At 27.3% G+C, this 23,474-nt stretch carries 20 protein-coding genes, 2 tRNA genes and 1 other annotated feature; of the genes, 4 read left to right on the top strand and 18 right to left on the bottom strand.

What is annotated here, in order from left to right:
• From H9660_RS02385 to H9660_RS02375, 3 genes are all read right to left on the bottom strand, one after another.
• On the bottom strand, nt 1–375 hold a 375-nt coding region (locus H9660_RS02385; protein WP_207729390.1), incomplete at its 3' end, for a hypothetical protein.
• 23 nt (nt 376–398) lie between these two features.
• Nucleotides 399–1,316 (bottom strand): DUF5655 domain-containing protein, encoded by a 918-nt coding sequence (locus tag H9660_RS02380; RefSeq protein ID WP_191748184.1) that lies wholly within the window; start codon nt 1,314–1,316, stop codon nt 399–401.
• 103 nt (nt 1,317–1,419) lie between these two features.
• Complete coding sequence (locus tag H9660_RS02375) at nt 1,420–2,487, bottom strand: mannose-1-phosphate guanylyltransferase (protein ID WP_191748182.1); 1,068 nt, start codon at nt 2,485–2,487, stop codon at nt 1,420–1,422.
• A 461-nt stretch (nt 2,488–2,948) separates the two neighbouring features.
• On the opposite strand from H9660_RS02375, the gene H9660_RS02370 reads away from it, so the two are divergent.
• Nucleotides 2,949–5,612 (top strand): cation-translocating P-type ATPase, encoded by a 2,664-nt coding sequence (locus H9660_RS02370; protein WP_191748180.1) that lies wholly within the window; start codon nt 2,949–2,951, stop codon nt 5,610–5,612.
• A gap of 172 nt (nt 5,613–5,784) precedes the next feature.
• On the opposite strand, the gene H9660_RS02365 is transcribed toward H9660_RS02370, so the two are convergent.
• The 4 genes from H9660_RS02365 to H9660_RS02350 form a co-directional block, all read right to left on the bottom strand.
• Nucleotides 5,785–6,486, bottom strand: a complete 702-nt coding sequence (locus tag H9660_RS02365) for a DUF3298 and DUF4163 domain-containing protein (protein WP_191748178.1) — start codon at nt 6,484–6,486, stop codon at nt 5,785–5,787.
• A 355-nt stretch (nt 6,487–6,841) separates the two neighbouring features.
• Entirely contained in the window at nt 6,842–7,615 is a 774-nt protein-coding gene (gene rluF, locus H9660_RS02360; RefSeq protein ID WP_191748176.1) for a 23S rRNA pseudouridine(2604) synthase RluF, read from the bottom strand.
• 17 nt (nt 7,616–7,632) lie between these two features.
• Nucleotides 7,633–8,628 (bottom strand): anti-sigma factor domain-containing protein, encoded by a 996-nt coding sequence (locus tag H9660_RS02355; RefSeq protein ID WP_191748174.1) that lies wholly within the window; start codon nt 8,626–8,628, stop codon nt 7,633–7,635.
• Between the two features lie 3 nt (nt 8,629–8,631).
• Nucleotides 8,632–9,237 carry a class D sortase gene (locus H9660_RS02350; RefSeq protein WP_191748172.1) on the bottom strand — a complete coding sequence of 202 codons (606 nt, stop codon included), beginning with the start codon at nt 9,235–9,237 and terminating at the stop codon, nt 8,632–8,634.
• A gap of 349 nt (nt 9,238–9,586) precedes the next feature.
• On the opposite strand from H9660_RS02350, the gene ispF reads away from it, so the two are divergent.
• Nucleotides 9,587–10,063 carry a 2-C-methyl-D-erythritol 2,4-cyclodiphosphate synthase gene (ispF, locus tag H9660_RS02345; RefSeq protein WP_191748169.1) on the top strand — a complete coding sequence of 159 codons (477 nt, stop codon included), beginning with the start codon at nt 9,587–9,589 and terminating at the stop codon, nt 10,061–10,063.
• Nucleotides 10,064–10,250: 187 nt separating this feature from the next.
• Here the strand turns inward: ispF and H9660_RS02340 are convergent, their stop codons facing one another.
• The 4 genes from H9660_RS02340 to H9660_RS02325 form a co-directional block, all read right to left on the bottom strand.
• Nucleotides 10,251–11,528, bottom strand: a complete 1,278-nt coding sequence (locus H9660_RS02340) for a Na+/H+ antiporter NhaC family protein (protein WP_191748167.1) — start codon at nt 11,526–11,528, stop codon at nt 10,251–10,253.
• A 110-nt stretch (nt 11,529–11,638) separates the two neighbouring features.
• Nucleotides 11,639–11,714: transfer RNA gene (locus H9660_RS02335), tRNA-Lys, on the bottom strand.
• 5 nt (nt 11,715–11,719) lie between these two features.
• A tRNA-Gly gene (locus H9660_RS02330) sits at nt 11,720–11,793 on the bottom strand.
• Nucleotides 11,794–11,857: 64 nt separating this feature from the next.
• Nucleotides 11,858–12,532, bottom strand: coding sequence for a hypothetical protein (locus H9660_RS02325; RefSeq protein WP_191748165.1), 675 nt, complete (start codon nt 12,530–12,532; stop codon nt 11,858–11,860).
• 237 nt (nt 12,533–12,769) lie between these two features.
• On the opposite strand from H9660_RS02325, the gene H9660_RS02320 reads away from it, so the two are divergent.
• Both H9660_RS02320 and thrS read left to right on the top strand, forming a co-directional pair.
• Complete coding sequence (locus tag H9660_RS02320) at nt 12,770–13,180, top strand: HNH endonuclease (protein WP_191748163.1); 411 nt, start codon at nt 12,770–12,772, stop codon at nt 13,178–13,180.
• Nucleotides 13,181–13,307: 127 nt separating this feature from the next.
• Nucleotides 13,308–13,519, top strand: a binding site (T-box leader).
• 220 nt (nt 13,520–13,739) lie between these two features.
• A complete protein-coding gene (gene thrS / locus H9660_RS02315; RefSeq protein WP_191748161.1) occupies nt 13,740–15,677 on the top strand; it encodes a threonine--tRNA ligase in 1,938 nt (645 codons plus the stop codon).
• A gap of 148 nt (nt 15,678–15,825) precedes the next feature.
• On the opposite strand, the gene H9660_RS02310 is transcribed toward thrS, so the two are convergent.
• The 7 genes from H9660_RS02310 to H9660_RS02280 form a co-directional block, all read right to left on the bottom strand.
• Complete coding sequence (locus H9660_RS02310; protein WP_191748159.1) at nt 15,826–17,034, bottom strand: GGDEF domain-containing protein; 1,209 nt, start codon at nt 17,032–17,034, stop codon at nt 15,826–15,828.
• Nucleotides 17,035–17,224: 190 nt separating this feature from the next.
• A complete protein-coding gene (locus H9660_RS02305) occupies nt 17,225–17,404 on the bottom strand; it encodes a hypothetical protein (RefSeq protein WP_191748156.1) in 180 nt (59 codons plus the stop codon).
• A 117-nt stretch (nt 17,405–17,521) separates the two neighbouring features.
• Nucleotides 17,522–18,301: a ZIP family metal transporter gene (locus H9660_RS02300; protein ID WP_191748154.1), complete on the bottom strand. Its 780-nt coding sequence runs from the start codon at nt 18,299–18,301 to the stop codon at nt 17,522–17,524.
• Nucleotides 18,302–18,756: 455 nt separating this feature from the next.
• Nucleotides 18,757–19,335 carry a 5-formyltetrahydrofolate cyclo-ligase gene (locus tag H9660_RS02295; RefSeq protein WP_191748152.1) on the bottom strand — a complete coding sequence of 193 codons (579 nt, stop codon included), beginning with the start codon at nt 19,333–19,335 and terminating at the stop codon, nt 18,757–18,759.
• Between the two features lie 14 nt (nt 19,336–19,349).
• Entirely contained in the window at nt 19,350–20,348 is a 999-nt protein-coding gene (locus tag H9660_RS02290) for a homoserine dehydrogenase (protein ID WP_191748150.1), read from the bottom strand.
• A gap of 23 nt (nt 20,349–20,371) precedes the next feature.
• A complete protein-coding gene (locus H9660_RS02285) occupies nt 20,372–21,328 on the bottom strand; it encodes a metallophosphoesterase family protein (RefSeq protein WP_191748148.1) in 957 nt (318 codons plus the stop codon).
• Nucleotides 21,329–21,524: 196 nt separating this feature from the next.
• On the bottom strand, nt 21,525–23,219 hold the full coding sequence (locus H9660_RS02280) for a PTS transporter subunit EIIC (protein ID WP_191748146.1): 1,695 nt from the start codon (nt 23,217–23,219) through the stop codon (nt 21,525–21,527).
• Between the last annotated feature and the right edge of the window lie 255 nt (nt 23,220–23,474).

Below are 23,474 nucleotides of genomic sequence, written 5' to 3'. Positions count from 1 at the left end.
ATTATATACTGATTTATTAATATAAATTGAATCCCTAACTGCTTTATACTTCTTATTATCTATATTATCCTTTATTTCCTTTAATAATAATCTTTCTAGTATCTTTTTTTCATTACTTTCTAATTTAATTGGCCTTTTTTCTACATTAATATATTGTTCCCTTCCCCATTTTTCTATTTCTTTAAAAGAAGCAATATATTGTTCATAAAATACTATAGTAGAATTATTATTTAAAGTAATTAATTCTTTAACTACATCATAATTTTCATTATGTCTTTTCTCAAAATCTCTAACCTTCATCTTGTATATATACATTTCTATACTTTTACTATTAATACCATTTTTAAATTCAGTTATTACATTAAAGTCTTTCACAGATATCCCCCTCTATACAATAATTATTTTTTCATTTTATACGCCTGTTTCATTAAACTAAATATATATTCTATATCTTCATCATTTGTTAACGAAGTTTCATAGTCACCATTACCCCAATGTCCAATTTTTGATACATCTCTAAAAACATTCTTAGGATCATCTAAATTTCCCCATTTACAGTTTAGCCAAACCTTTACTCTTCTTTTTCCCGGTAAAATATCAACTATATTTCTATTGTTTAAAGTAAATCCAATATATGCTTTAGTACATCTAATTCTTATATTGCTATCTAAACTTAGTATATATTCTTTTAGTTTATTATATAAATCTATAAACTCCTCTGTTGATTGATTAAAATGATCCTCTTCTGTCACAACTTTAACTTCTTTATTTACTGATTTAACAATTTCACTTGTTGTGGCTATTGTCTTTATAGATTCTGTATTTTCAGATGCTTTTATCGGATTAAAACTAACTGTATTATTACTAAACTTCTTAACTTCCCATAATTCAAAAGGTAAATCTTTAAAGTTTATAGACTCCTTTTGATAATTATTGAACTCTGGAGAAACAAATATAACTCTAGATTGAGACCAATCAATATCTTCTCTTTTTAAAGGTTTATTAGTATTTTCATTATATTCTAAAATAAAATCTGCTTTATTGTTAACTAACAAAGATAAATAAGCATATCCCTGATCTATAACACTAAAGTTTCTTGTGTTTTTATACTCAATTATTACAAATGATTTTGTACTCTTATCAAAAGCTAATGTGTCTATTCTAAAATTATTCAAAGAAAACTCTCTTCTAACAAATTCTAATCCAAATAAACTTTCTAAATTAGCTTCGCAAAGCTTATGTAACTCCACTTCTTTTAAAAATGGTACTTCCTTAAGTTCTTCTAATTTATTATCATGTAAACTAAATAAAAACATATACCCCTCCACACTTTAAATTAAATTAAGGTTATAACTTAAACTCATGTTTAAATTATAACCTTAATTTTTACAAATCATCAATTAGCACTGATAATTTTATTTACATAAAATCTTTATATTTACCTTCATCAATTATATCATTTAGTAAATGCTTTATTTCTTGTTCCTTATTCTTATCCATAATCAAAATAACATCTCCAGCATCTACAACTATTAGGTCCTTTAATCCAAAGCCTATAACTAGATTTTTCTCTCCAAAAACTGCACAGTTTTCACTATCTTGAAGGTACACATTATCACTTACTTTATTATTTTTTTCTTCTTCTAAATATCTACTTAAAGCTGAAAAACTTCCTATGTCATCCCAAATAAAATCACTCTTTATAACATAGGCCTTTCTTGTTTTTTGCATAACACCAAAGTCTATAGATATTCCATCAATTAAGGAATATTGCTCCTTAATAACTTCTTCTTCGTCTTCTTCTCCTATATGCTTATAAATTTCCATTAAGGATTTATATAGCTTAGGTAGATATTTTTCTATTTCTCTTAGTATTACATCTGCTCTGAATATAAACATTCCAGAATTCCATAAATAGCTTCCCTTTAAAAGAAAGTCTTTTGCTACTTCTAAGTTAGGCTTTTCTGTAAATCTTGCTACTTTATAAGTAGGAATATCAGATTGGAGCCTTTGTCCCATTTCAATATAACCATATCCTGTTTCTGATCTTGCAGGGGTTATTCCTAAAGTTACTATCCCCCTTCTCCTATTAGCAATTTCTACAGCTTGCGATAATGTTTCAATATACAATTTTTCATTTTCTATATGGTGGTCTGAAGGTAAAACTACCATAATAGCATCATTATCTTTTTTCAATAACTTTACTGCTGATAAACCAATACATGTAGCAGTTTCTTTATTCATTGGCTCTGTGAAAATATTATTTGAATTAATATTTTCTAGTTCTACTTTTACTTTATCCTTATATTCCTTGTTTGTTACTATATAAATATTTTCTTTATCAATTAATGGAGACACTCTATCTACTGTATTTTGAAGAAAGCTTTTGTTGTTAATTACTTTTAAAAATTGTTTTGGTCTTGCTGACCTTGATAAAGGATAAAGTCTAGTACCTTTTCCTCCCGCTAGTATTAGCCCGTATATCAATAATTTTCAACTCCATGTACATACTATGATATATATTATGCGCCTTGTTATTTTTTGTGAAATCTTAAAAAAGAGAAATATTATATATTGACTTTTTTTTCAATTAATCATAAAATAACAATATAAATTAAATATCCATTAAGAGGGAGTAGTAAAAAATATAACGTCAACATACGCGGCCTTTAGGTCTGGTGTTATATACCATTTTGGTTACGAGACTTTTAATACAGTTTTTATAAATATGAAAATTGTATTAAGAGTCTCTTTTTTTATTCTTTAGGAAATTATAAAAATATTACACTATGAATAAAATTTTTATAATTTCCTTCCTTCAGTTTTGAAGTGTTAAAATATCCTAGCAAGGTGACTTGGAGCCTATGCGAGGAACCTGGATATGATACTTTAACACTCTCTAAAGACTCTTTTGTTTTAATTCTATATTAAGTTTGGAGGAATCATTAATGAAAAACTATTTTTCTAAACCTTATGAGGAAGTATTAAAAGAATTTAATACCTCTAAATCTGGTTTGTCGGACAAGCAAGTAAGTGAAAACCTTGAAAAATTCGGTCCAAATCAATTAAGTGAAAAGAAGAAAGATACTGTTCTTCAAGTATTCTTAAGTCAATTTAAGGACTTATTAGTATTAATCTTAATTGCAGCTGCAATTATATCAGCAATAACAGGAAACTTAGAAAGTACTTTAGTTATTTTTGCTGTAATTATTCTTAATGCTATTTTAGGAACAGTACAACACTTTAAAGCTGAACAATCCCTAGATAGCTTAAAAGCTTTATCAGCTCCTAGTGCTAAAGTTTATAGAAATGGAAAAAAGGTTGAAATCCCATCTAAAGAAATAGTTCCTGGAGATATATTAATATTAGAAGCTGGAGATATGATTTCTGCTGATGGTAGAATAATTGAAAATTTCTCACTTCAAGTTAATGAAAGTTCTTTAACTGGTGAATCGGAAAGTGTTAATAAATTTGCACACACTATTGAAAAAGAGGAAATAGCTTTAGGCGATCAAAAAAATATGGTATTCTCAGGATCTCTTGTTACTTATGGTAGAGCATTAGTAATAGTTACTGGAACTGGTATGAATACTGAGATTGGTAAGATTGCTCATTTAATGGAAGAAACTCAAGAAAAGCAAACTCCTCTTCAAGTTAGCTTGGATGATTTTAGTAAAAAACTTGCATTTGGTATTTTAGTTGTTTGTGTATTAGTTTTTGCTCTTAGTCTTTATAGAGGAACTACTCTATTAGATTCTCTTATGTTTGCTGTTGCATTAGCTGTTGCTGCTATTCCAGAAGCATTAAGTTCAATAGTAACAATTGTACTAGCTCTTGGTACGCAAAAAATGGCTAAAGAAAATGCTATAGTAAAGAAACTTAGAGCTGTTGAAGGTTTAGGTTCAGTTTCAGTTATTTGTTCAGATAAAACTGGAACATTAACTCAAAATAAAATGACTGTAAAAAAAGTATTTTTAGATGGAAAGTTAGTTGATGGTGAAGCTTTAGATGTTAAAGATGAACTTTCAAATTATTTAATTTCTAGTTCAATATTATGTAATGATTCAACATCTAAAGATGGTGTTGAAATAGGTGATCCAACTGAAGTTGCATTAGTTAACTTAGGTCATAAATTATCATTAGATGAACATGAGATAAGAAAAACTTATGCTAGATTAGAAGAAATTCCTTTTGATTCTGATAGAAAGCTTATGAGCACTCTTCATCATTTTGATGATAAATACTTATTATTTACTAAAGGTGCCTTTGATGTTCTTTTAGATAGAATTGTAAAAATTAAAACTTCTTCAGGGGTTAGGGATATAACTTATGAAGATAAACAAAATATAATAAATGCTAATAAACAATTATCACAAAGTGGTTTAAGAGTTTTAGCTTTTGCTTATAAGGAAGTTCCTTCTGTAAGCACTTTAACTCTTGAAGATGAAAATAACTATACATTTATCGGTCTTATTTCTATGATAGATCCACCAAGAGAAGAATCTGCTGCAGCTGTTAGAGATTGTATAAGTGCTGGTATTAAACCTGTTATGATTACTGGAGACCATAAAATCACAGCTTCTGCAATTGCAAAACAAATTGGTATCTTACAAGATGGAGATAGAGCTATCGAAGGTATTGAACTTGATAAAATGACAGATGAAGAATTAAAAGAAAACATAGAGCATATTTCAGTTTATGCTAGAGTTTCTCCAGAACATAAAATAAGAATAGTTAGAGCTTTCCAAGAAAATAATGAAATTGTAGCTATGACTGGTGATGGTGTTAATGATGCTCCTGCATTAAAACAAGCTGATATTGGTATTGCAATGGGTATTACAGGAACTGAAGTATCAAAGGATGCTGCATCTGTAATATTAACAGATGATAACTTTGCAACTATAGTTAAGTCTGTTGCTAACGGAAGAAATATTTACAGAAATATTAAAAATTCTATTAAGTTCTTATTATCAGGTAATGCTTCTGGTATTTTAGCTGTATTATATACTTCATTAATGGCTCTACCAATGCCATTCCACGCAGTACACTTATTATTTATAAATCTTTTAACAGATAGTTTACCAGCTATAGCAATAGGTATGGAAGAATCTAAAAAAGATTTATTAAAAGAAAAACCTAGATCAAGAAATGCTTCTATCTTATCTAAGGATTTTGTATATGAAATATCTCTTGAAGGTTTAGTTATTGCTATATTTACTTTAGCTGCTTTCTATATAGGTTTAAAAACTGATAGCAATGTAGCTTCAACAATGGCATTTGCAACACTTTGTTTATCAAGATTATTCCATGGATTTAACTGTAGAGATGATAAATCACTATTCTCTATTGGATTATTCTCTAACAAATATAGCTGGATGGCTTTTGGTATAGGATTAGTGTTATTAAACTCAGTTTTATTAATACCAGTTCTACAAAACTTATTTGAAGTTGCTCCATTAACAACTTCACAAGTAGGTTATATTTACTTATTTGCATTTATCCCTACTTTAATAATACAAGCTGTTAAAGCTATAAGAGATATGTACAATAGAAATAGACCTTCTAAAGAAAATACTAAAGAAGAAAAAGAAAAAATCAGTCAAGTAGCTTAAAGAAAAGGCACTCAGTGCCTTTTTTTAATGTAAAATTAATAATTAAAAATGTAAAATTGAGGATGTAATTTGTTCCAAATTACTAAAATTAAATTTAATAAGACGCACTTATTATTAATATTTATCTACTATAAGTGTTTCTTATTTTTTATTTATCCTTATATAAATATTATTATCCTTTCAATAAATCCGTATTTATTTTATAATCAATTTCGAATTCTGGCATACCTGTAACGTATGGAGCTATTTCGTAATATGGAAAATGTATTATTATCTTATCATTTTTTATATAAAAATCTTGATCATCTTTAATTCCATTAAATCCTTCTTTTCCTTGAAAATAATTTTCTGGCTGTTTATTAATTTCTTTATAAATTTGATTATTTATAAAGGTTTTATAATCATATCCTTCTTCAAATAAATCCTTCAATAATACTTTATCTCCAGAGTACGTATTTATGTTATACATATTTCTAGTTGTTATTCCATGTGCTCCACCACTAAACTGATAGTAATCTGTATAAAAGCTTAATATGTCTTTATTATTTGTTACTAAATACCTTGCTTGTAATTCATAGGGTATAGTTGGCATTAATTTTTCACTTGTGTCCTTTGTATCTTTTATCCACAAATTAGTCCATTCTAGAATTTCATTATTTATTTCTTCTTCCTTTTTCCTACTTACTAAGCCTACTATTTGAGGTATTTCTACATCAATATTTATGAAGCTTGTTTTTTCTTTTATAATCTTATCCACAATATTTACACTTTCGACATTAATTTTGTTAATATTTATTAACATAGACTGTGGATAATTAGTTATTATATTTATCGACAAAAAAGCTATTAAAATGATTTTTTTTATTTTTTTCATATGCTATCCTCCTACTTATATATAATATTTTTGAAAATTTATACTTTTATAAATCTTTACATTATTATATTATCTACAATCTGTTTATAATTATTAACATTGCTTTCAACATTGTTTACACAACTTATCCACATGCTACTGTGGATTATGTGCGTAAAATTTATTTTTATTCATTTATTTTTATATTTATGTTTTAGCTTCGTCCATAAACCCTTATATAATATAGCTTCAAAGCCTGTGGATAACTTTTCTTAACAAATAAAAAAAGTGTTAAAATATCATATACAGTTCCGACTTACAGCTCTAAGTCACCTTACTATGATACTTTAACACTTCCAAACTTAAGGAAGTAAACTTAAACTTCATCAACTTCTTTAGTTTTTCCTGAGGTTTGAATTAGTGAATTTAATTGCTTCAACTCATTGTCCGTTAGATTTCTCCAACTTCCCATTTTCAAATTACCTAACTTTATATTCATTATTCTTATTCTATTTAATTTTGTCACATTATATCCCAAAGCTTCACACATTCTTCTTATTTGTCTATTCATGCCTTGCGTTAATATAATCCTAAATGTTCTTTCATTTATTTTATTAACTACACACTTCTTAGTTATAGTTCCTAAAATTCTAACTCCACTTGCCATATCATTAATAAACTTATTATTTATAGGTTTATCAACAGTAACTATATATTCTTTTTCGTGATTATTTCCAGCTCTAAGTATTTTATTAACTATATCTCCATCGTTAGTTAATAATATTAAACCTTGAGAATCCTTATCTAATCTTCCAATTGGAAATATTCTTTTCTCATGATTTACAAAATCAACTATATTTCCTCTAACTTTTTTTTCAGTTGTACAAGTTATTCCTACTGGTTTGTTTAATGCAATATAAACTAATTCTTCTACCTTTTTTATAGGCTTACCATCAACTTTTACATTTGCATTTTCTTTAACCTTGGTTCCCATAACTGCCTTTACTCCATCTACAGTTACTCTACCACTTTCTATAAGCTTATCCGCTTCTCTTCTTGAACAAAACCCTGTTTCACTTATAAATTTGTTTAACCTTATCTCTGTTCCTCTGTCTTTATGTACTATTACGTATTTATTATTTTGATTCATGTTACCACCTTTTAGTTTTAAGGATTTATTTTATGCTCATCTCCTGAATTGTTTAGTTTTACTTTCAATTCTTTTTCTTCAATAAACTTCTCTGTTAAATTTAATTCCTTATCTTTTAGAGCTTTCCCCGTTATAGTTATAAGCACACCTGTATCAGGTATCATTTCATTATCAATAGCATAATTTAAAATTTCTCTCATTGATGTATCGATATCAGAATTAACTACATTAAGTTTATCTAACATTATATTACCTTTTTCAGTTTGTGTATAGGCATCTATTATTTTACTAAACTTATTTACTTCTAAAGTTATTGATGAGGTTGTTTCTATAACTACAGTTTTATCTATTAATTTATATTGAAGTAAACCTATAGAAAAAATAACTACTAAAATGCTTAAAAATATAGATATTTGTAGTTTATATTTTCTTAGTTTAAAGCCTTCCTTACCAATAAAGTCTTCTCCTATTTTATTATTTTTCCCAGCTTTAACTTTTATAAACTCTCCCTTTGAGGTTAATATTATGGCAGAGCTTAATCCTTTAGAAAGTATAATTCCCCTATATTCTTCTTCCTTATTATTTTGCATCATTTCTTCAGCACCTAAAATATTTATAGATTCTTCTATTTGTATATATTCTTGTAAATACTTATAATTAGGATTTGATAAAATAACTACGTATGCTATTATATATTCTTTCCACTGTATATAAAATTCTTTATCTATAGGAGTTCTTTTTAACAATCTATTTATAGGAAACTTTTTTGTAGTATTAATATAATCAAATAATTCAACTTCTTCTATTATAAAATAAGCTATATTTAATATTTTATTTCTAGTCATATAAGAAACTTCATCATATGCTAAATCTTTAATTAATATTTTATATTCTAAAAGATCATCATTTAATCTTTCTATTTCTTCTTTACGATTTTCAATTACATCATCCAACTCTAGATTAGATGGTTTTTTCATAGAAAACTTATATTTATCATATTCAAAGCCACTCATCTATTACTCTCCTCCAGTTTTCAAATCCTTAGTTTCAATTAATTTTCCTTTTACTATAACTCTCTCCTTAGCCCCTACAGTACAGGTTATTAATGTCATAGTTGCATCCTTTGTATCATCTAATACATCAACTCTATCAGGTGATACTATATAACTCTCAGTTACCTCATATATATATTCTTTTTTATTAGCTTTAACGCTTACCTTATCTCCAACTTCAACCTTATATAAATTAACAAAAGCCTCTGAGTAATCCGAAACTCTATGTCCTGCTACTGCAAAGTTACCTATTTCTCCCGGCTTTGCTGAATTCTCAAAATGTCCTAAATAATATTGCAATACATCATCACTTATTCCTTCAACTAATCCTTGAGATAAATTTATACTTGGGATTTCTATTAAAGCAATAGGTTTATATCCATTAATTAATTTTTCTTCCTCTTCTTCAGTTAATTCACTTTTCTCTTCATTAATAACTTCTTCTAGTATATTTTGAAGTTCCTTTTGTCTATTTGATGTTTCTACTTTTTTATAAATAATCGATACTATTATAGCCACTCCCACAATAATTAAAATTAATCCTATTATTCTTCTAATCTTTTCTACCAATCTTCTCATCTCCCAATAAACTTTTATAATCATTCATCATATATTATAACATAAACATTTATAATCATTAATGATTTAGGAGTAACTTATGAATAGAAAAATTATTTATGTTGATTTTATTTTTAAGCGAAAGAGAATAAAATCTAAACCTTTACTTTTTATATACAAAATTAAAATAAATATTAAAGATTTTCTTAATAAATTATTTAATAAAAAAACTCATCATCCTACTAATTCAAATATTTATTATTTAAAAAAAGTATTATAATTATAAAATTCATTATAATTCCTTGAAATAATTATTATGTATAGTAAAATATATCCTATAATTAGTCTTGGAGGAATGAAAATGAGAATAGGTTTAGGATATGATGTACATCGTCTAGTAGAAGAAAGAGATTTAATCATAGGTGGAGTTAACATTCCCTATGAAAAAGGTCTCCTTGGACATTCAGATGCAGATGTTTTAGTTCATGCAATTATTGATTCTCTACTTGGAGCTTCAGCTCTTGGAGATATAGGCACACTTTTTCCAGATACTGATCCAAAGTTCAAAGGTATCTCCAGCATAAAGCTTCTTGAAGAAGTAGGAAAATTATTAATTGAACATAACTATTCAATTAATAATATAGATTCTACAATAATTGCTCAAAAACCAAAAATGTCTCCATTTATAAAAGAAATGCGTGAAAATATTGCAAAAGCTTTAAAAATTGATATAACAAAAGTTAACGTAAAAGCAACTACAGAAGAAGGCCTAGGCTTTACAGGAACAGGAGAAGGTATTTCTTCACAAAGCATATGCCTTATTGAAATGAAAAATTAAGAATGAAAAGTGAAAAATTAATGAAAAAACTAGGCTAGCCTAGTTTTAAAGATTGTAAATTTAGAAATTCCTTTGGAATTTCATCATTAATTTTTAATTCTTAATTTTAAATTTTTAATTTAAAAAAGATCTTGCTTTAAACAGCAAGATCTTTTTTGGTTTATATATATTAATTTTACAACAGCCGTTATTTATTTCTCCAATGTATGTATATTGCTATTATAGCACAAATCCCCATTAGATATGGATAAAATAGAAATTTCATTATTGCAAATGGAGATATTGCAGCTAGTCCTGCAGCTGATATTAATTGAGCTCCATAAGGAATAATTCCTTGGAACACGCATGCAAACATATCTAAAATTCCTGCCACTCTTTTTGGCTCTAGCTCAAATTTATCTGAAATATCTTTAGCAATTGGTCCTACTGTAACTATTGAAACTGTATTGTTTGCAGTACATATGTCTACTAAACTTACTAAAGTTGCAATTCCATATTCTGCTCCTCTTTTGCTTTTAAAGTTCTTTATCCCTTTATTTAATATAAAATCTATTCCACCGTTAAATTTGATTATTTCTATTGTTCCAGCGATAAGAAGTGAAATTATTATAAGTTCACTCATCCCACCTATTCCATTTGAAATAGAGTTAAAGAAACCTAATACATTAAAGCTTCCTAAAGCAAATCCAATTAATCCGGAAGATAAAATTCCAAGTAATAAAACAATTATTACATTTATGCCTAATAATGCTGTTACTATTACTATTATGTACGGTAAAATTTTGAATAAATTAAAATCTAATGCTCCTAAATCTACTATAGAATTACTTTTAGCTAAAAACATAAATATTAATGTTGTAATTATAGCAGCTGGTAAAACTATAATAAAATTCATTTTAAATTTATCCTTCATTTCACAACCTTGAGTTCTTGTAGCTGCAATTGTTGTATCTGATATTATAGATAGGTTGTCCCCAAACATTGCTCCACTTACTACTGCTCCTACACATAAAGCTGTCTCTACACCTATCTTAGATGCAATTCCAACTGCTATTGGTATAAGTGCTACTATAGTTCCCATAGATGTTCCTATTGATACAGCTATAAAACAAGCTATTATAAAAATTCCAGGAACTAAAAGACTACTTGGTAGTAGAGAAAGTCCTAAATTTACAGTTGAATCAACAGCTCCCATATCCTTAGCAACCTCAGCAAATGCTCCTGCTAATATAAATATGATAATCATCAATAAAATATTAGTATTTCCTGCACCTTTACAAAAAATTTCTATTTTATTTTCAAACTTTTCTTTTCTATTCATTAATAAAGCTGTCAATGCTGCTGCTAAAAAAGGTACTAACACTGATACAGCATAAAAATCTTTAGCTATCACAGAGCTCCCTAAATAAACTGCTAAAAAAACTCCCAAAGGAATTAAAGCAAATCCATTACCTTTGTTATTCAAAATGTGTCTCTCCTTTGATTCTTAATAAAAATATTATCCTTTGAATAGCATTTTTATAATTTTCTAAATAGCAAACAAAAAAGAGAGATTAAAAATTAATCCCTCTTGTTTGGTGCGTCATCAGGGGATCGAACCCGGGACACCCTGATTAAGAGTCAGGTGCTCTACCAACTGAGCTAATAACGCATATTTGGAGCGGGTGATGAGAATCGAACTCACGTAACTTGCTTGGAAGGCAAGGGCTCTACCATTGAGCTACACCCGCATAGCTTATTGACAGTAATATTATATATTCCAATTACTATCACTGTCAATAATTAATTTTAATCTTATATTATTTCTGTAAGTGATTTTAATAAAATATCTCTAAATTTCTCCCCATCTCTCTTATTTATGTGAGCTTTTTCACAGATATTTTTCCACTCATTTAGATTAATTCCTGTTCTTTCAATAAAGTCTTCTTCTGTTGTAGTAATATAGCTAGAACTTACAACAAACTCTCCTAAATCTTTTGGATTATCAAATATTTTTAAATATAAAAACTCTTTATTGTCACCATACCATGTTCTATTAAAATCTCTTGAAAATCTTTTTAATTCTCTTATTAATTTATCTTTAGGTAAATTCCAATAGCTTTTTACCATATCCAAATGTTTTTTCATCTTTTCTGCTTCATCTTTGCTTATTTTATTATTTTTTTCACCATCATGAATTATTGTTTCCACAGGTACATTTGGAACACTTACAATTACTCTATCTTTACCATAAATCCATTTATAAAAAGCTTCTTGTAAAAATGAATACTGTATATATCCTAATATACTTCTTTCATTAGGAAAGTAAGACCATATATTATTAAGACCATTATTCTTAGAAAATATTAAACTATGGATGTAGATACTTTTATTATCAGGTAATCTATCCATAAACATATGTCCTCTTATAGTTTTATTTTCATTAATTAATTCTTCCCAATAGTCAAATGAATCATAACCATGTCTCACTGTATCACCTTTCTTTCATTTCAGTAATAAAATATACTATCTATGTATAAATATTATATAGTATATTTTACCCTATTTTCAAGTATTTTTACAGAAAATAGAGTAAAGATAAACACTTTTATTTTTAAATTTTAAATATTTTTATTAAAATCCTAATATTCAAAATATTTATTATCTAGATTATTAGTAAAAAAAAATATATAATATATTTAAAGATATATTAAAGGAGGCATGACTTTGTACCACTGCGAAATTTGTGGATCAACAGCGGATATACATCATATAGTTCATAAACACGAAGGTGGCTACGATATTAAGTTAAATTACAAATATCTTTGTAACTACCACCATAGAGGAAAAAACGGACCTCATAACTGTATAGAAACGGATATTAAATACAAGCTTGAAATGCAAAAAAAACTATTTAAACTTCTTCCTAAAGATTACTATACAGCTAAGGAACTTCTTATCATTTTAGAATGTACTAATTCTTCATTAAAAAAGCTATTAAAAAAATTAAAGCTTTATAAAGAAGGTTATTCAAAAAATGAAATAATTAAAAACCTTATGGGCGGTAAACTATACTCCTATAATACGCTTCAAGAAATACAACTTGAACGACTTTATCATAATATTAATATTAGCTAAAATATTCTTTTATATTCAAATTTTTATATTTATTTCCTTAAATATTTGTTTTATCAAAGAATTTTATAGTTATTAAATAAAAGTTGACATAAATTAATTGCTTAACTATAATATAAATTACAAATATTTTAAAACGTTGAAGAGAAGAGTAAACTAATTTTCAATTCCAGAGAGAGATATACTTGGTGAAATTATCTTATTTGAAGCTAGTTGAAAACCACCTCTGAGTGACTTTAATACAGTCCGTTTAATATCACGTTACGATATCTTAAGAGGCTTATTATAAGCAATTAAGGGTGGAACCGCGGGAAATTAAGAATTTATGCTCTCGTCCCTTCTATAATTATATAGATTGGGACGGGAGCTTTTTTTATAAGATTTCAAAGCAATCTTTAAATTAATAATGAAGAATTAAAAATGAAAAATTAATGATGTTTTGCACAGCAAAACTTAAATTTAATGGTGCTAAGCACCTTGTATTCAAAATCCATTGGATTTTTTCCTTAATTCTTCATTCTTAATTTTTAATTTTACATTACAAAGAAAGGGAGTATTAAATATGATTAAAATCACTTTAAAAGATGGATCAGTAAAAGAATTCGATGCTGGTGTTTCTGTTTTAGACATAGCTAAATCAATTAGTGAAGGTCTAGCTAGAAATGCTTGTTGTGGAATAGTTAATGGAAAGGTTGTTGACTTACGTTATGTAGTTAATGAGGATAGCGAACTTGCTATATGTACTTTTGACTCTGAGGAAGGTAAGGATGCATTAAGACATAGCATCTCTCACGTTCTTGCATATGCAGTAAAAAGATTATATCCAAACACTAAATTAGCTATAGGACCTGCTATAAATGATGGTTTCTACTATGACTTTGATGTAGAAAATGCTTTTAGTGCTGATGATTTAGTAAAAATTGAAGATGAAATGAGAAAAATAATAAAAGAAAATCCTTCTATTGAAAGATTTGAGTTACCAAGAGCTGAAGCTATAAAACTTATGGAAGATGCTAACGAATCATATAAAGTTGAATTAATAAATGACTTAGGAGAAGATGAAGTTATATCATTCTATAAAATGGGTGACTTTGTAGATTTATGTGCTGGTCCTCACTTAATGTCTTTAAAACCAGTTAAAGCTATTAAACTTCTTAGAAGCGCTGGGGCTTACTGGAAAGGTGACGAAAAGAATAAGATGCTTTCAAGAATATATGGAACTGCATTCTTAAAGAAAGCAGACTTAGATGCTCATTTAGAAGCTTTAGAAGAAGCTAAAAAGAGAGATCATAACAGATTAGGAAGAGAACTTAAACTATTCACTACTGATGAAAGAATAGGTCAAGGTCTACCTCTATTAATGCCAAAAGGAGCTAAAATACTTCAACTGCTTCAAAGATGGATTGAAGATGAAGAAGAAAAAAGAGGTTATGTTTTAACTAAAACTCCATTTATGGCTAAAAATGATTTATATAAAGTTTCAGGACACTGGGATCACTATAAAGATGGTATGTTCGTTTTAGGAGATGAAGAAAAAGATTCAGAAGTTATGGCTTTAAGACCTATGACTTGTCCATTCCAATTTACTGTGTACAATGCTGATCAACACAGCTATAGAGAACTTCCAATAAGATATGGTGAAACTTCTACTTTATTTAGAAATGAAGCATCAGGTGAAATGCATGGATTAATAAGAGTTAGACAATTCACTTTAGCTGAAGGTCATATAATTTGTAGACCTGACCAAATTGAAGAAGAATTTAAAGGTTCTCTTGAATTAATAAAATATATTATGTCTACTTTAGGTATTGATGGAGATATTTCATATAGATTCTCTAAATGGGATCCAAACAATACTGAAAAATATATAAATAATCCAGAAGCTTGGGAAGAAACTCAAGTATTAATGAAAGGTATCTTAGATCACCTTGAAATTGATTATGTTGAAGCTGAAGGTGAAGCAGCATTCTACGGACCAAAACTTGATATCCAATTCAAGAATGTTCATGGAAAAGAAGATACAATAATAACTATCCAAATTGACTTTGCTCTTGCAGAAAGATTTGATATGACTTATATAGACAAAGACGGAAATAAGAAACGTCCATTTATAATCCACAGATCTTCAATTGGATGTTATGAAAGAACTTTAGCTATGCTTATTGAAAAATATGCTGGTGCATTCCCAACTTGGTTATCTCCAACTCAAGCAATAGTTTTACCTATCTCTGATAAGTACAATGACTATGCTGAATCAATAGTTAAAGAATTTAAAAATGCAGGAATAAGAATTTCTGGAGACTACAGAGCTGAAAAGATTGGTTATAAAATCAGAGAAGCAAGACTTGAAAGAATACCTTATATCCTAGTTGTTGGTGAAAAAGAAGCTGAAAGCAATGCAATTTCTGTAAGAAGCAGAAAGAACGGAGAAGAAGGTGCAATTCCAGTTTCTGAATTAAAGAACAGATTAATATTAGAAATAGCTAATAAAGAAAACTAAAAAAGTGTGAATATAATATTGCGGTTACTTGGAACTTGAGACGAACAAGCAATATTATATTTCACACTTCATAAAATAAAGAAAACTCAGTTTAGGCTGAGTTTTCTTTATTTTTATATTTTAAATAATACAACTTATATTATAAATATTATTTTACTAATTTAAAATCACTAGCAAAGCATATATTATTTCTTCCATTTCTTTTTACATTATATAAAGCTTTATCTGCTAAATCCAATAAGTTAAAATAATTTATTTCCATATTTTCCAATTTAGCTACTCCAATGCTATAAGTTACATCTATTTCGGCTAACTCTTTACTGATTGCTGGATATTCACTTATTTTAATTAATCTATCAATAATATTCTCATCATTTTCATCTATTAATAATAAAATAAACTCATCCCCTCCATATCTACACACATAATCCCTTTTATATATAATATCAGATATTTTAGTTGCAGTTTCTAATATTACCTTATCACCTATTATATGTCCATAAGCATCATTTATCTTTTTAAAATTATCTATATCCAATAACACCATATATATATGTAAATTATCTTCTATATGAAGCTTTACTTTTTCATAATACTCTTCAAACAAATATCTAGTTGGAAATTGAGTTAATGTATCACCCTTGTTCATTATATTTTCACTTATTTGCATAATATTAAGAACTTCACCTAATTCATCTTTTATAGGAATAAGTTGATTTTTATTATGACTTACAAATTTATTATCAATCTTAACTCTAGTTTCATATTCAACCTTGCTACCACTTTTAACTTTTTCCCATAAATCATCTTCATAATAACCAATTATATTACTAAAAATATACTCATTTATATTTCCACCAATTTCAGGATAGAAGTAATTATTTTTTGCCTCATTATTTTTATATTCAATTTTTCCATCAATATCTGTTATTATTATTTTATTCGTAATATTATTTAAATAATTATTAAATCTTTTCTTTTGATACTCTACACTTTTCATATAGGTTATATCCATAAGAGTTACATAAAAAGCATTATCTTCTTTATTATAAACAGCAGTATCATGTACCCATATTATGCTATTGTCTTTTCTTCTTAGCCTATATTCATAATCTAAGTTTTCCCCTTTAGATATTTTATCTTCTATTTTAATAAGAATTTCTGATACATCATCAATTACCAAGTCTGCAAAACGATTATTAAACTTTGTTTCTATTTCTTCTTTTGTATACCCTATTAAATCATAAAAGTATTGATTAGCATAAAGTATTGTAGAAAACTCATCATATTTACAATATAATATTGCTCCATATATATTATTTATTATATCTAATTCTTTCTTATACAAATTAGACATAAAATCAACTCCCTTTTTCTATAAATAATACACCAAATTTTGCTGACAAGTATAATTATACTATATTTAGAATAAAATTAAAACTTTTACAATATTAACTTTATATAATTAACTTATAAAAAAATTAAAGAAACTCGCCTAAGCGAGTTTCAATCTAAGTTCTACATTATTCATTATAAATTTTACATGTCTAATCTTCTTTCAGAAGTTTAGATATCTTATTTTGAAGTAACCAAACTTTCTTTTGCTTTCTATTATAAGCAACCATTTTATCCTTATTATTAGTATTAGCTTCCAAAAGTTTTGTAGTTTTTTCTTCATACATCTTAATAGCTTCATTAATAATTTGAAGTTCTTCTTTATTAAACATAAATACACTCCTTATTTTAATGCAAATTAGTTTCTTAAGTTCTAATTATCATTCTATATTATATTTTATAAAGAGTTTCTTTGCAATTAAATATAGCATCCTTGTCCATTTCTTAGATTATGATAATGCTACATCTAATATCATCATAATTACAAAGCCTATTGCAAATGCTATTGCACTAATATCAGAGAAATTATCTTCTGCTGCCTCTGGTATTAATTCTTCTACTACAACAAAAATCATAGCTCCTGCTGCAAATGCAAGAAGATATGGCATTGTTGGTGTAATAATTTTAGAAAACATTATTGTAATTACTGCTGCTATAGGTTCTACTATTCCTGATAAAACCCCATAAATAAAAGCTTTATTCTTACTTAATCCCTCACTTTTAAGCGGCATTGATATTATTGCACCTTCTGGAAAGTTCTGAATTGCTATTCCTATAGAAAGAGCAAGAGCTGATGCAAATGTTATTGCATTCCCCTCATTCATAACTGATGCAAAGACAATTCCTATAGCCATTCCCTCTGGAATATTATGAATCACTACTGATAATACAAGTTTTGTAGTTTTGCTTAATTTATATTTCTTTGTTCCTTCTTCATGTTTACTGTCAATGTGCATATGTGGAATAATTTTATCTAACGAATATAAAAACATAATCCCAACAAGTATTCCAACTGCTGCTGGAATAAATGATAACTTACCCATTTCATGAGACATATCGATAGAAGGAATAATTAATGACCATACTGATGCTGCTATCATAACTCCCGACGCAAATCCTAAAAGTGTTTTATTAATTTTTTTATTTAATTCTTTCTTCATTGCATAAACACCAGCTGCACCTAAAGATGTGCCTAAGAATGGTATCATAATTCCTATTAAAATATTCATTGTATTTTACCTCCTTTATAAATAGAATATTATCTATTTTCCTATATTAATTAATTCTAATTTTTATTCATTATTAGTAGTTATTAATTTATTTATTTTACAACTTTTAGATATATTTTTCAAGTATTCATTATTTTTCCACGATTTATATTTCTTAAATGTCTTTATATAAATAAATATTTTGTCCTTATTATACAAAAAAAGAGATAAACATTATATTCCTTGTTCCGTCGCATGCGCTCCAAGTCACCGTCATACAATGTTTATCTCTTTGCAAACTGAAGGAAGAAAATTATTAAGCCGCTAATTCTCACACTACGAATTTTACTACTCTTATAAAATTATCTACCATTTGTCTATAGATATAATTTCCTAAATAATAAAAAAAGCTATTACCTTACTTATATATGTAAAATAATAGCTTTATAAAACTTCTAATATAGTATTTTAAAGTTCTATTTTAAATTTTTTCTAACTTTTGTATTAGTTATTATATAGTCAACACTAATATCATGTGCTTCAGGGTCTATAAAATCAACAATTTGTAAATCATAAGCTAGTGCTACTTTATTACTTACTTTTTTTATATCTTCTAAATATCTGTCGTAGTACCCTCCTCCATAACCTATTCTATTTCCATTTAAATCAAAAACTACTCCTGGAACTATAATTAAATCTATTTCTTCTTTATTTATATAGTCACTATCATCAATAGGCTCTAATATTCCCATTGAATTTTTATTTAAATCTTCAAAAGAATTTAACCTTATAGCCTTCATAGATTTATCTTTCTTGTATATTTTCGGTATATATACTTCCTTTTTATCTTGCAATGCCCTATTAATAATTTTCTTAGTGTCTATTTCAGTATCAAAACTTAGATAAATAAATATACTTTTTGACTTTTTATATAAATCTGTACTTATTAACTTATTAAATATACTATTATCAATACTCTCTTTTTCTTTAATATTCAATGAATCTCTTCTTGATAATATTTTATTTCTTAAAATCTTTTTATATTCCTTATTCATACTACCTCCCTACACTAAGTCATATTAATTAAATCTCTTAATATAGCTGCTGCTGCATTTATGTTTCCTGAGGCTCCGCCTATTATACTTATATCTCCAAGTGTATCAGTTCTATAATATACACCTTTATTTTTATCATCTACAAAATACAATGGATGATTATATCTTAATACTTCTGGCTTTACATAAGCCTTTATTTTATTATTTTCTCTGTATACTTTACCTATTAATTTAATTTTATTTCCTTTGTACTTTTCATCTAATACATTTTCTTTTTTTAAATTATTTATTCCTTCTATTTCTATATCTTTTAATGTTAAATTGGAATTCATTAGTACATTGGTTAAAATCAATATTTTTACTGCTGTATCAAATCCTTCTATATCCAATCTATAATCAGCCTCAGCAATACCTAAACAAATGGCATCATTAAGTGCATCATCATATTCTATTTCTTCTTCATACATTTTAGATAAAATAAAATTGCTAGTTCCATTTAATACGCCTTCAATAGATAATATATCAGCTCCTGCTATATCAAAACTTCCTACATTTATAGAAGGTAATGCCCCTCCAGTTGTACATCCTATTCCTAAATTTAAATTGTTTTTATCAGCTAGTTTTTTTAAATATCTATATTGTAATACTATAGGCCCCTTATTTCCTGTAACTACATTGATTTTATTTTCTAATGCTAATTTAATATGAGTTAACCCTGGTTCTCCAGTTTCTATATTTGTATTTGTAAGCTCTACTAATGTATCTATATCTTTATTTTTAATAATAGTATTTATATTTATATCTTCTCTAAAACTAAAATTCTTTAGATTATAATTTTCTTTTACTATATCTTTAAGATTTATTCCTTCATTATTATAGATTCCACCATCACTCTTAATAATATATTTAATCTTTAAATTTAAACCTCTTTTTTTAAGATTCTCTTCTTTTTCTATCAATAACTTTATGAAAGACTTTGCAACACCACCAAAACCTATAATCCCTATATCCATAATGCCCCCATATACACTAATAATTATTTTGATACTTCCACACTATATTTCCATTCTTTTTCTTTTACATCTCTAGCCTTAATTCTAACAATATTACCTTCTGCTTCAACATAAATTCCACTAATATAATCATCTTCTCTTCTTAGCCCATTTTCTTCACTTGGATCGATTACTAAAGTATAATGAACAGCGCCTGTATTAACTATGGTAAATGGCTGATCTAGAGATATGCTATTATCTGATATATCTCTATGAGTATGAGAAGAAAATAATATTACCTCAGGGTACTTTGATAATATTTCTCTCAATTCTTCTTCCTGCTCCACTCCAATCCATCTACTATTTGGATATTCTAATTGTTGATGTAAAAATACAAAAATAGGTTTTCCTTTCTCATATTTTTCATCTAACTTTTCTTTAAACCACTCTAGTTGTTCCTCTGATATAAATGCTGTTATAGAATTAATAGTTTCAGAATTACCATCTTCAGAACCTAATGAAATAAAATGATAGCCTTTTATCCACTTATCATGATATACTTTTTCTTCACCTGAAAACTCTAAGTATTTATTAATGAAACCTTGAACTTGCTCCTTTGAATTTTTTTCAATATCATAGTCAAAAAATTCATGATTTCCTATGTTCTTTATAATTATTTTAGGCAATAAATCCTTATTTTTCTCTAAGGTTTTCTGTACAGAATCATATTGTTCATCTATTCCTTGATCAACAACATCTCCATTTAAAATTAATGCATCCATATTAGGATTTATTTTATAAAAATCATCTATTGCAGCTTGAAAATGATTTATATTCTCGTGAACATCTCCAAAAACCGAAAATGCAACATCTGAATTTGTTGTAGTTTCTACTCCTACTACATCTTTATTATAAGAAAACTTATCCTTATTTATATACACTATTGAGGCTGCTAATAAAATAAAAATTGTAATTAAAATGATCATTTTTGTCTTTTTCATTACTTTCTCCTTTCTAAACTTTATATTATTTAGTTTTTATATTTTAATAGCTTATACCTCTCCCTTATCTATATTTTACTAATTAAACAGTTATTATCCAATAGTTTTTCAGTAAAATTTCGCCTTCATTACTTTTTATAATTTCCTATACATGAACAAAAAAAGCTCAGGATTTTTTCCTGAGCTTCTTATTAAATTAGTCTATATCTAATATATTTTTAATTTCATTTTTGTAAGCATCTGCTTTTGCACCAAAAATAGCTTGTATTCCATTTCCTACTTCAACTACTCCTGCTGCTCCTAAAGCCTTTAATTCGTCTTTATTAACATTTGCTTTATCTTTAACTTCTACTCTTAATCTTGTAATACAAGCATCAACACTAACTATATTTTCTTCTCCACCTAATGCAGCTAATACAGCTGGTGCTTTTTCTTGAATTTCATTTCCCTTTGTAGCAGCATTTGCTGATTTTTCATTTATATCAGCTTGTGGAATTCCAGCTTTTGCTTGATAGTCTGATTTAGAATAAAGTTTAACTTCTTCTTCACTTTCATCTCTACCTGGAGTTTTTAAGTTAAATTTCTTAATTAAGAATAAGAATAAGAAATAGTAAACTACTGCATAAACTATACCAACTAAGATTAATCTTACCCAGTGAGTTGGAACTCCTGCTCCTGATGGTAATAAACCGAATAATGTAAAGTCTATTAAACCACCTGAGAATGTCATACCTATAAATACATTAAGTACACCCATTAACATATATGATAAACCTGCTAATACACAGTGAACTGCATATAATGCTGGTGCAACGAATAAGAATGTAAATTCTAAAGGTTCAGTTATACCTGTAAGTAATGCTGTTAATGCAGCTGATGCTAATAATGAACCAACAACTTTCTTCTTAGATGGAGCTGCTGTATGATACATAGCTAAAGCTGCTGCTGGAAGACCAAACATCATGAATGGGAATTTACCAGCCATAAATCTTGTTGTTCCTTCAACTATTGTTGACATATCTGCTGATGAAGCTCCAATTAAGCTACTCATGCTTGATAATTGAGCAAAGTAAGCTGTATTAGCTCCTGCAACTGTTTGCCAAGTTCCATCAACTAATATATTTCCTTCAACAAATGATCCATACCAGAATGGAGTGTAGAATACGTGATGTAATCCAAATGGAATTAATGCTCTTTCTATAAGTCCATAGAAGAATGTTCCTATAGCACCAGCATTTCTAACTAATTCAGAAAGTACACCTATACCATTTTGAACTACAGGCCAAATAAATGCTAATATAGCACCAACTATTGCCATAGCTACTGCTGTAACTATTGGTACAAATCTTGATCCTGAGAAGAATCCTATAACTTGTGGTAATTGTATTGTATGATATTTATTATGTAATACTGCTGTAACTATACCTGTGATAATACCGCCAAAAACTGACATATTTAAAGTAAAGATACCTAAGTTTGTTGTAACATAAGTTCCATACTCACCAATTGAATCTGGAGTAACTACTCCTAATTGAGTTAATCCTAATGCAAGCATTGAAGATATAACTTCATTCATTACTATAAATCCAAATATCGATGCTAATCCTGCAGTTCCCTTATCTTTCTTAGCAAGACCTACTGCAACACCTACTGCAAATAATAGTGGTAGGTTTCCAAATATAATATTCCCTATATTTTTCATTATTGTTAATATAGCTGTAACAACTGGAATATTAACAAAAGCTATTAATGGTTGATAAACAGCTGGTGGGTTGGATAAACCTGATATTCCTAATAAAGCTCCACCAAGACCTAATAAAATACCTGCTATTGGTAATGCTGCTATTGGAAGCATGATAGCTTTACCAATTCTTTGTAATTGTTGTAGCATTTATAATTCCTCCTTAAAATAAATTTTATAAATAAAAAATTAATTCCTCCAGTAGTTTTGTTAATTCTGGTTTATTATTTGCAAATGTTCTAAAAGTTATTACATTGCTAAAAAAATAAAAAAAGGACCAAAATTTTATAGATATACCCATATCTATAACCTTTTTAGTCCTTGCCTGCTTTACCAGTAACACACTACTTATTTAATTACGTTCTTATAATATCATAAAATATTTAAAATGCAAATATTTTTTTA

Source organism: Clostridium gallinarum (assembly GCF_014836325.1).
Classification (GTDB): domain Bacteria; phylum Bacillota; class Clostridia; order Clostridiales; family Clostridiaceae; genus Clostridium; species Clostridium gallinarum.
This window is presented reverse-complemented; position numbering and strand designations above follow the sequence as displayed.

Bases quoted from the DNA above. Each gene is read 5' to 3' on its own strand.
- H9660_RS02380 (WP_191748184.1), bottom strand. From the start codon at position 1,316: ATGTTTTTATTTAGTTTACATGATAATAAATTAGAAGAACTTAAGGAA.
- H9660_RS02370 (WP_191748180.1), top strand. From the start codon at position 2,949: ATGAAAAACTATTTTTCTAAACCTTATGAGGAAGTATTAAAAGAATTT.
- H9660_RS02365 (WP_191748178.1), bottom strand. From the start codon at position 6,486: ATGAAAAAAATAAAAAAAATCATTTTAATAGCTTTTTTGTCGATAAAT.
- rluF (WP_191748176.1), bottom strand. From the start codon at position 7,615: ATGAATCAAAATAATAAATACGTAATAGTACATAAAGACAGAGGAACA.
- H9660_RS02355 (WP_191748174.1), bottom strand. From the start codon at position 8,628: ATGAGTGGCTTTGAATATGATAAATATAAGTTTTCTATGAAAAAACCA.
- ispF (WP_191748169.1), top strand. From the start codon at position 9,587: ATGAGAATAGGTTTAGGATATGATGTACATCGTCTAGTAGAAGAAAGA.
- thrS (WP_191748161.1), top strand. From the start codon at position 13,740: ATGATTAAAATCACTTTAAAAGATGGATCAGTAAAAGAATTCGATGCT.
- H9660_RS02310 (WP_191748159.1), bottom strand. From the start codon at position 17,034: ATGTCTAATTTGTATAAGAAAGAATTAGATATAATAAATAATATATAT.
- H9660_RS02305 (WP_191748156.1), bottom strand. From the start codon at position 17,404: ATGTTTAATAAAGAAGAACTTCAAATTATTAATGAAGCTATTAAGATG.
- H9660_RS02300 (WP_191748154.1), bottom strand. From the start codon at position 18,301: ATGAATATTTTAATAGGAATTATGATACCATTCTTAGGCACATCTTTA.
- H9660_RS02295 (WP_191748152.1), bottom strand. From the start codon at position 19,335: ATGAATAAGGAATATAAAAAGATTTTAAGAAATAAAATATTATCAAGA.
- H9660_RS02290 (WP_191748150.1), bottom strand. From the start codon at position 20,348: ATGGATATAGGGATTATAGGTTTTGGTGGTGTTGCAAAGTCTTTCATA.
- H9660_RS02285 (WP_191748148.1), bottom strand. From the start codon at position 21,328: ATGAAAAAGACAAAAATGATCATTTTAATTACAATTTTTATTTTATTA.
- H9660_RS02280 (WP_191748146.1), bottom strand. From the start codon at position 23,219: ATGCTACAACAATTACAAAGAATTGGTAAAGCTATCATGCTTCCAATA.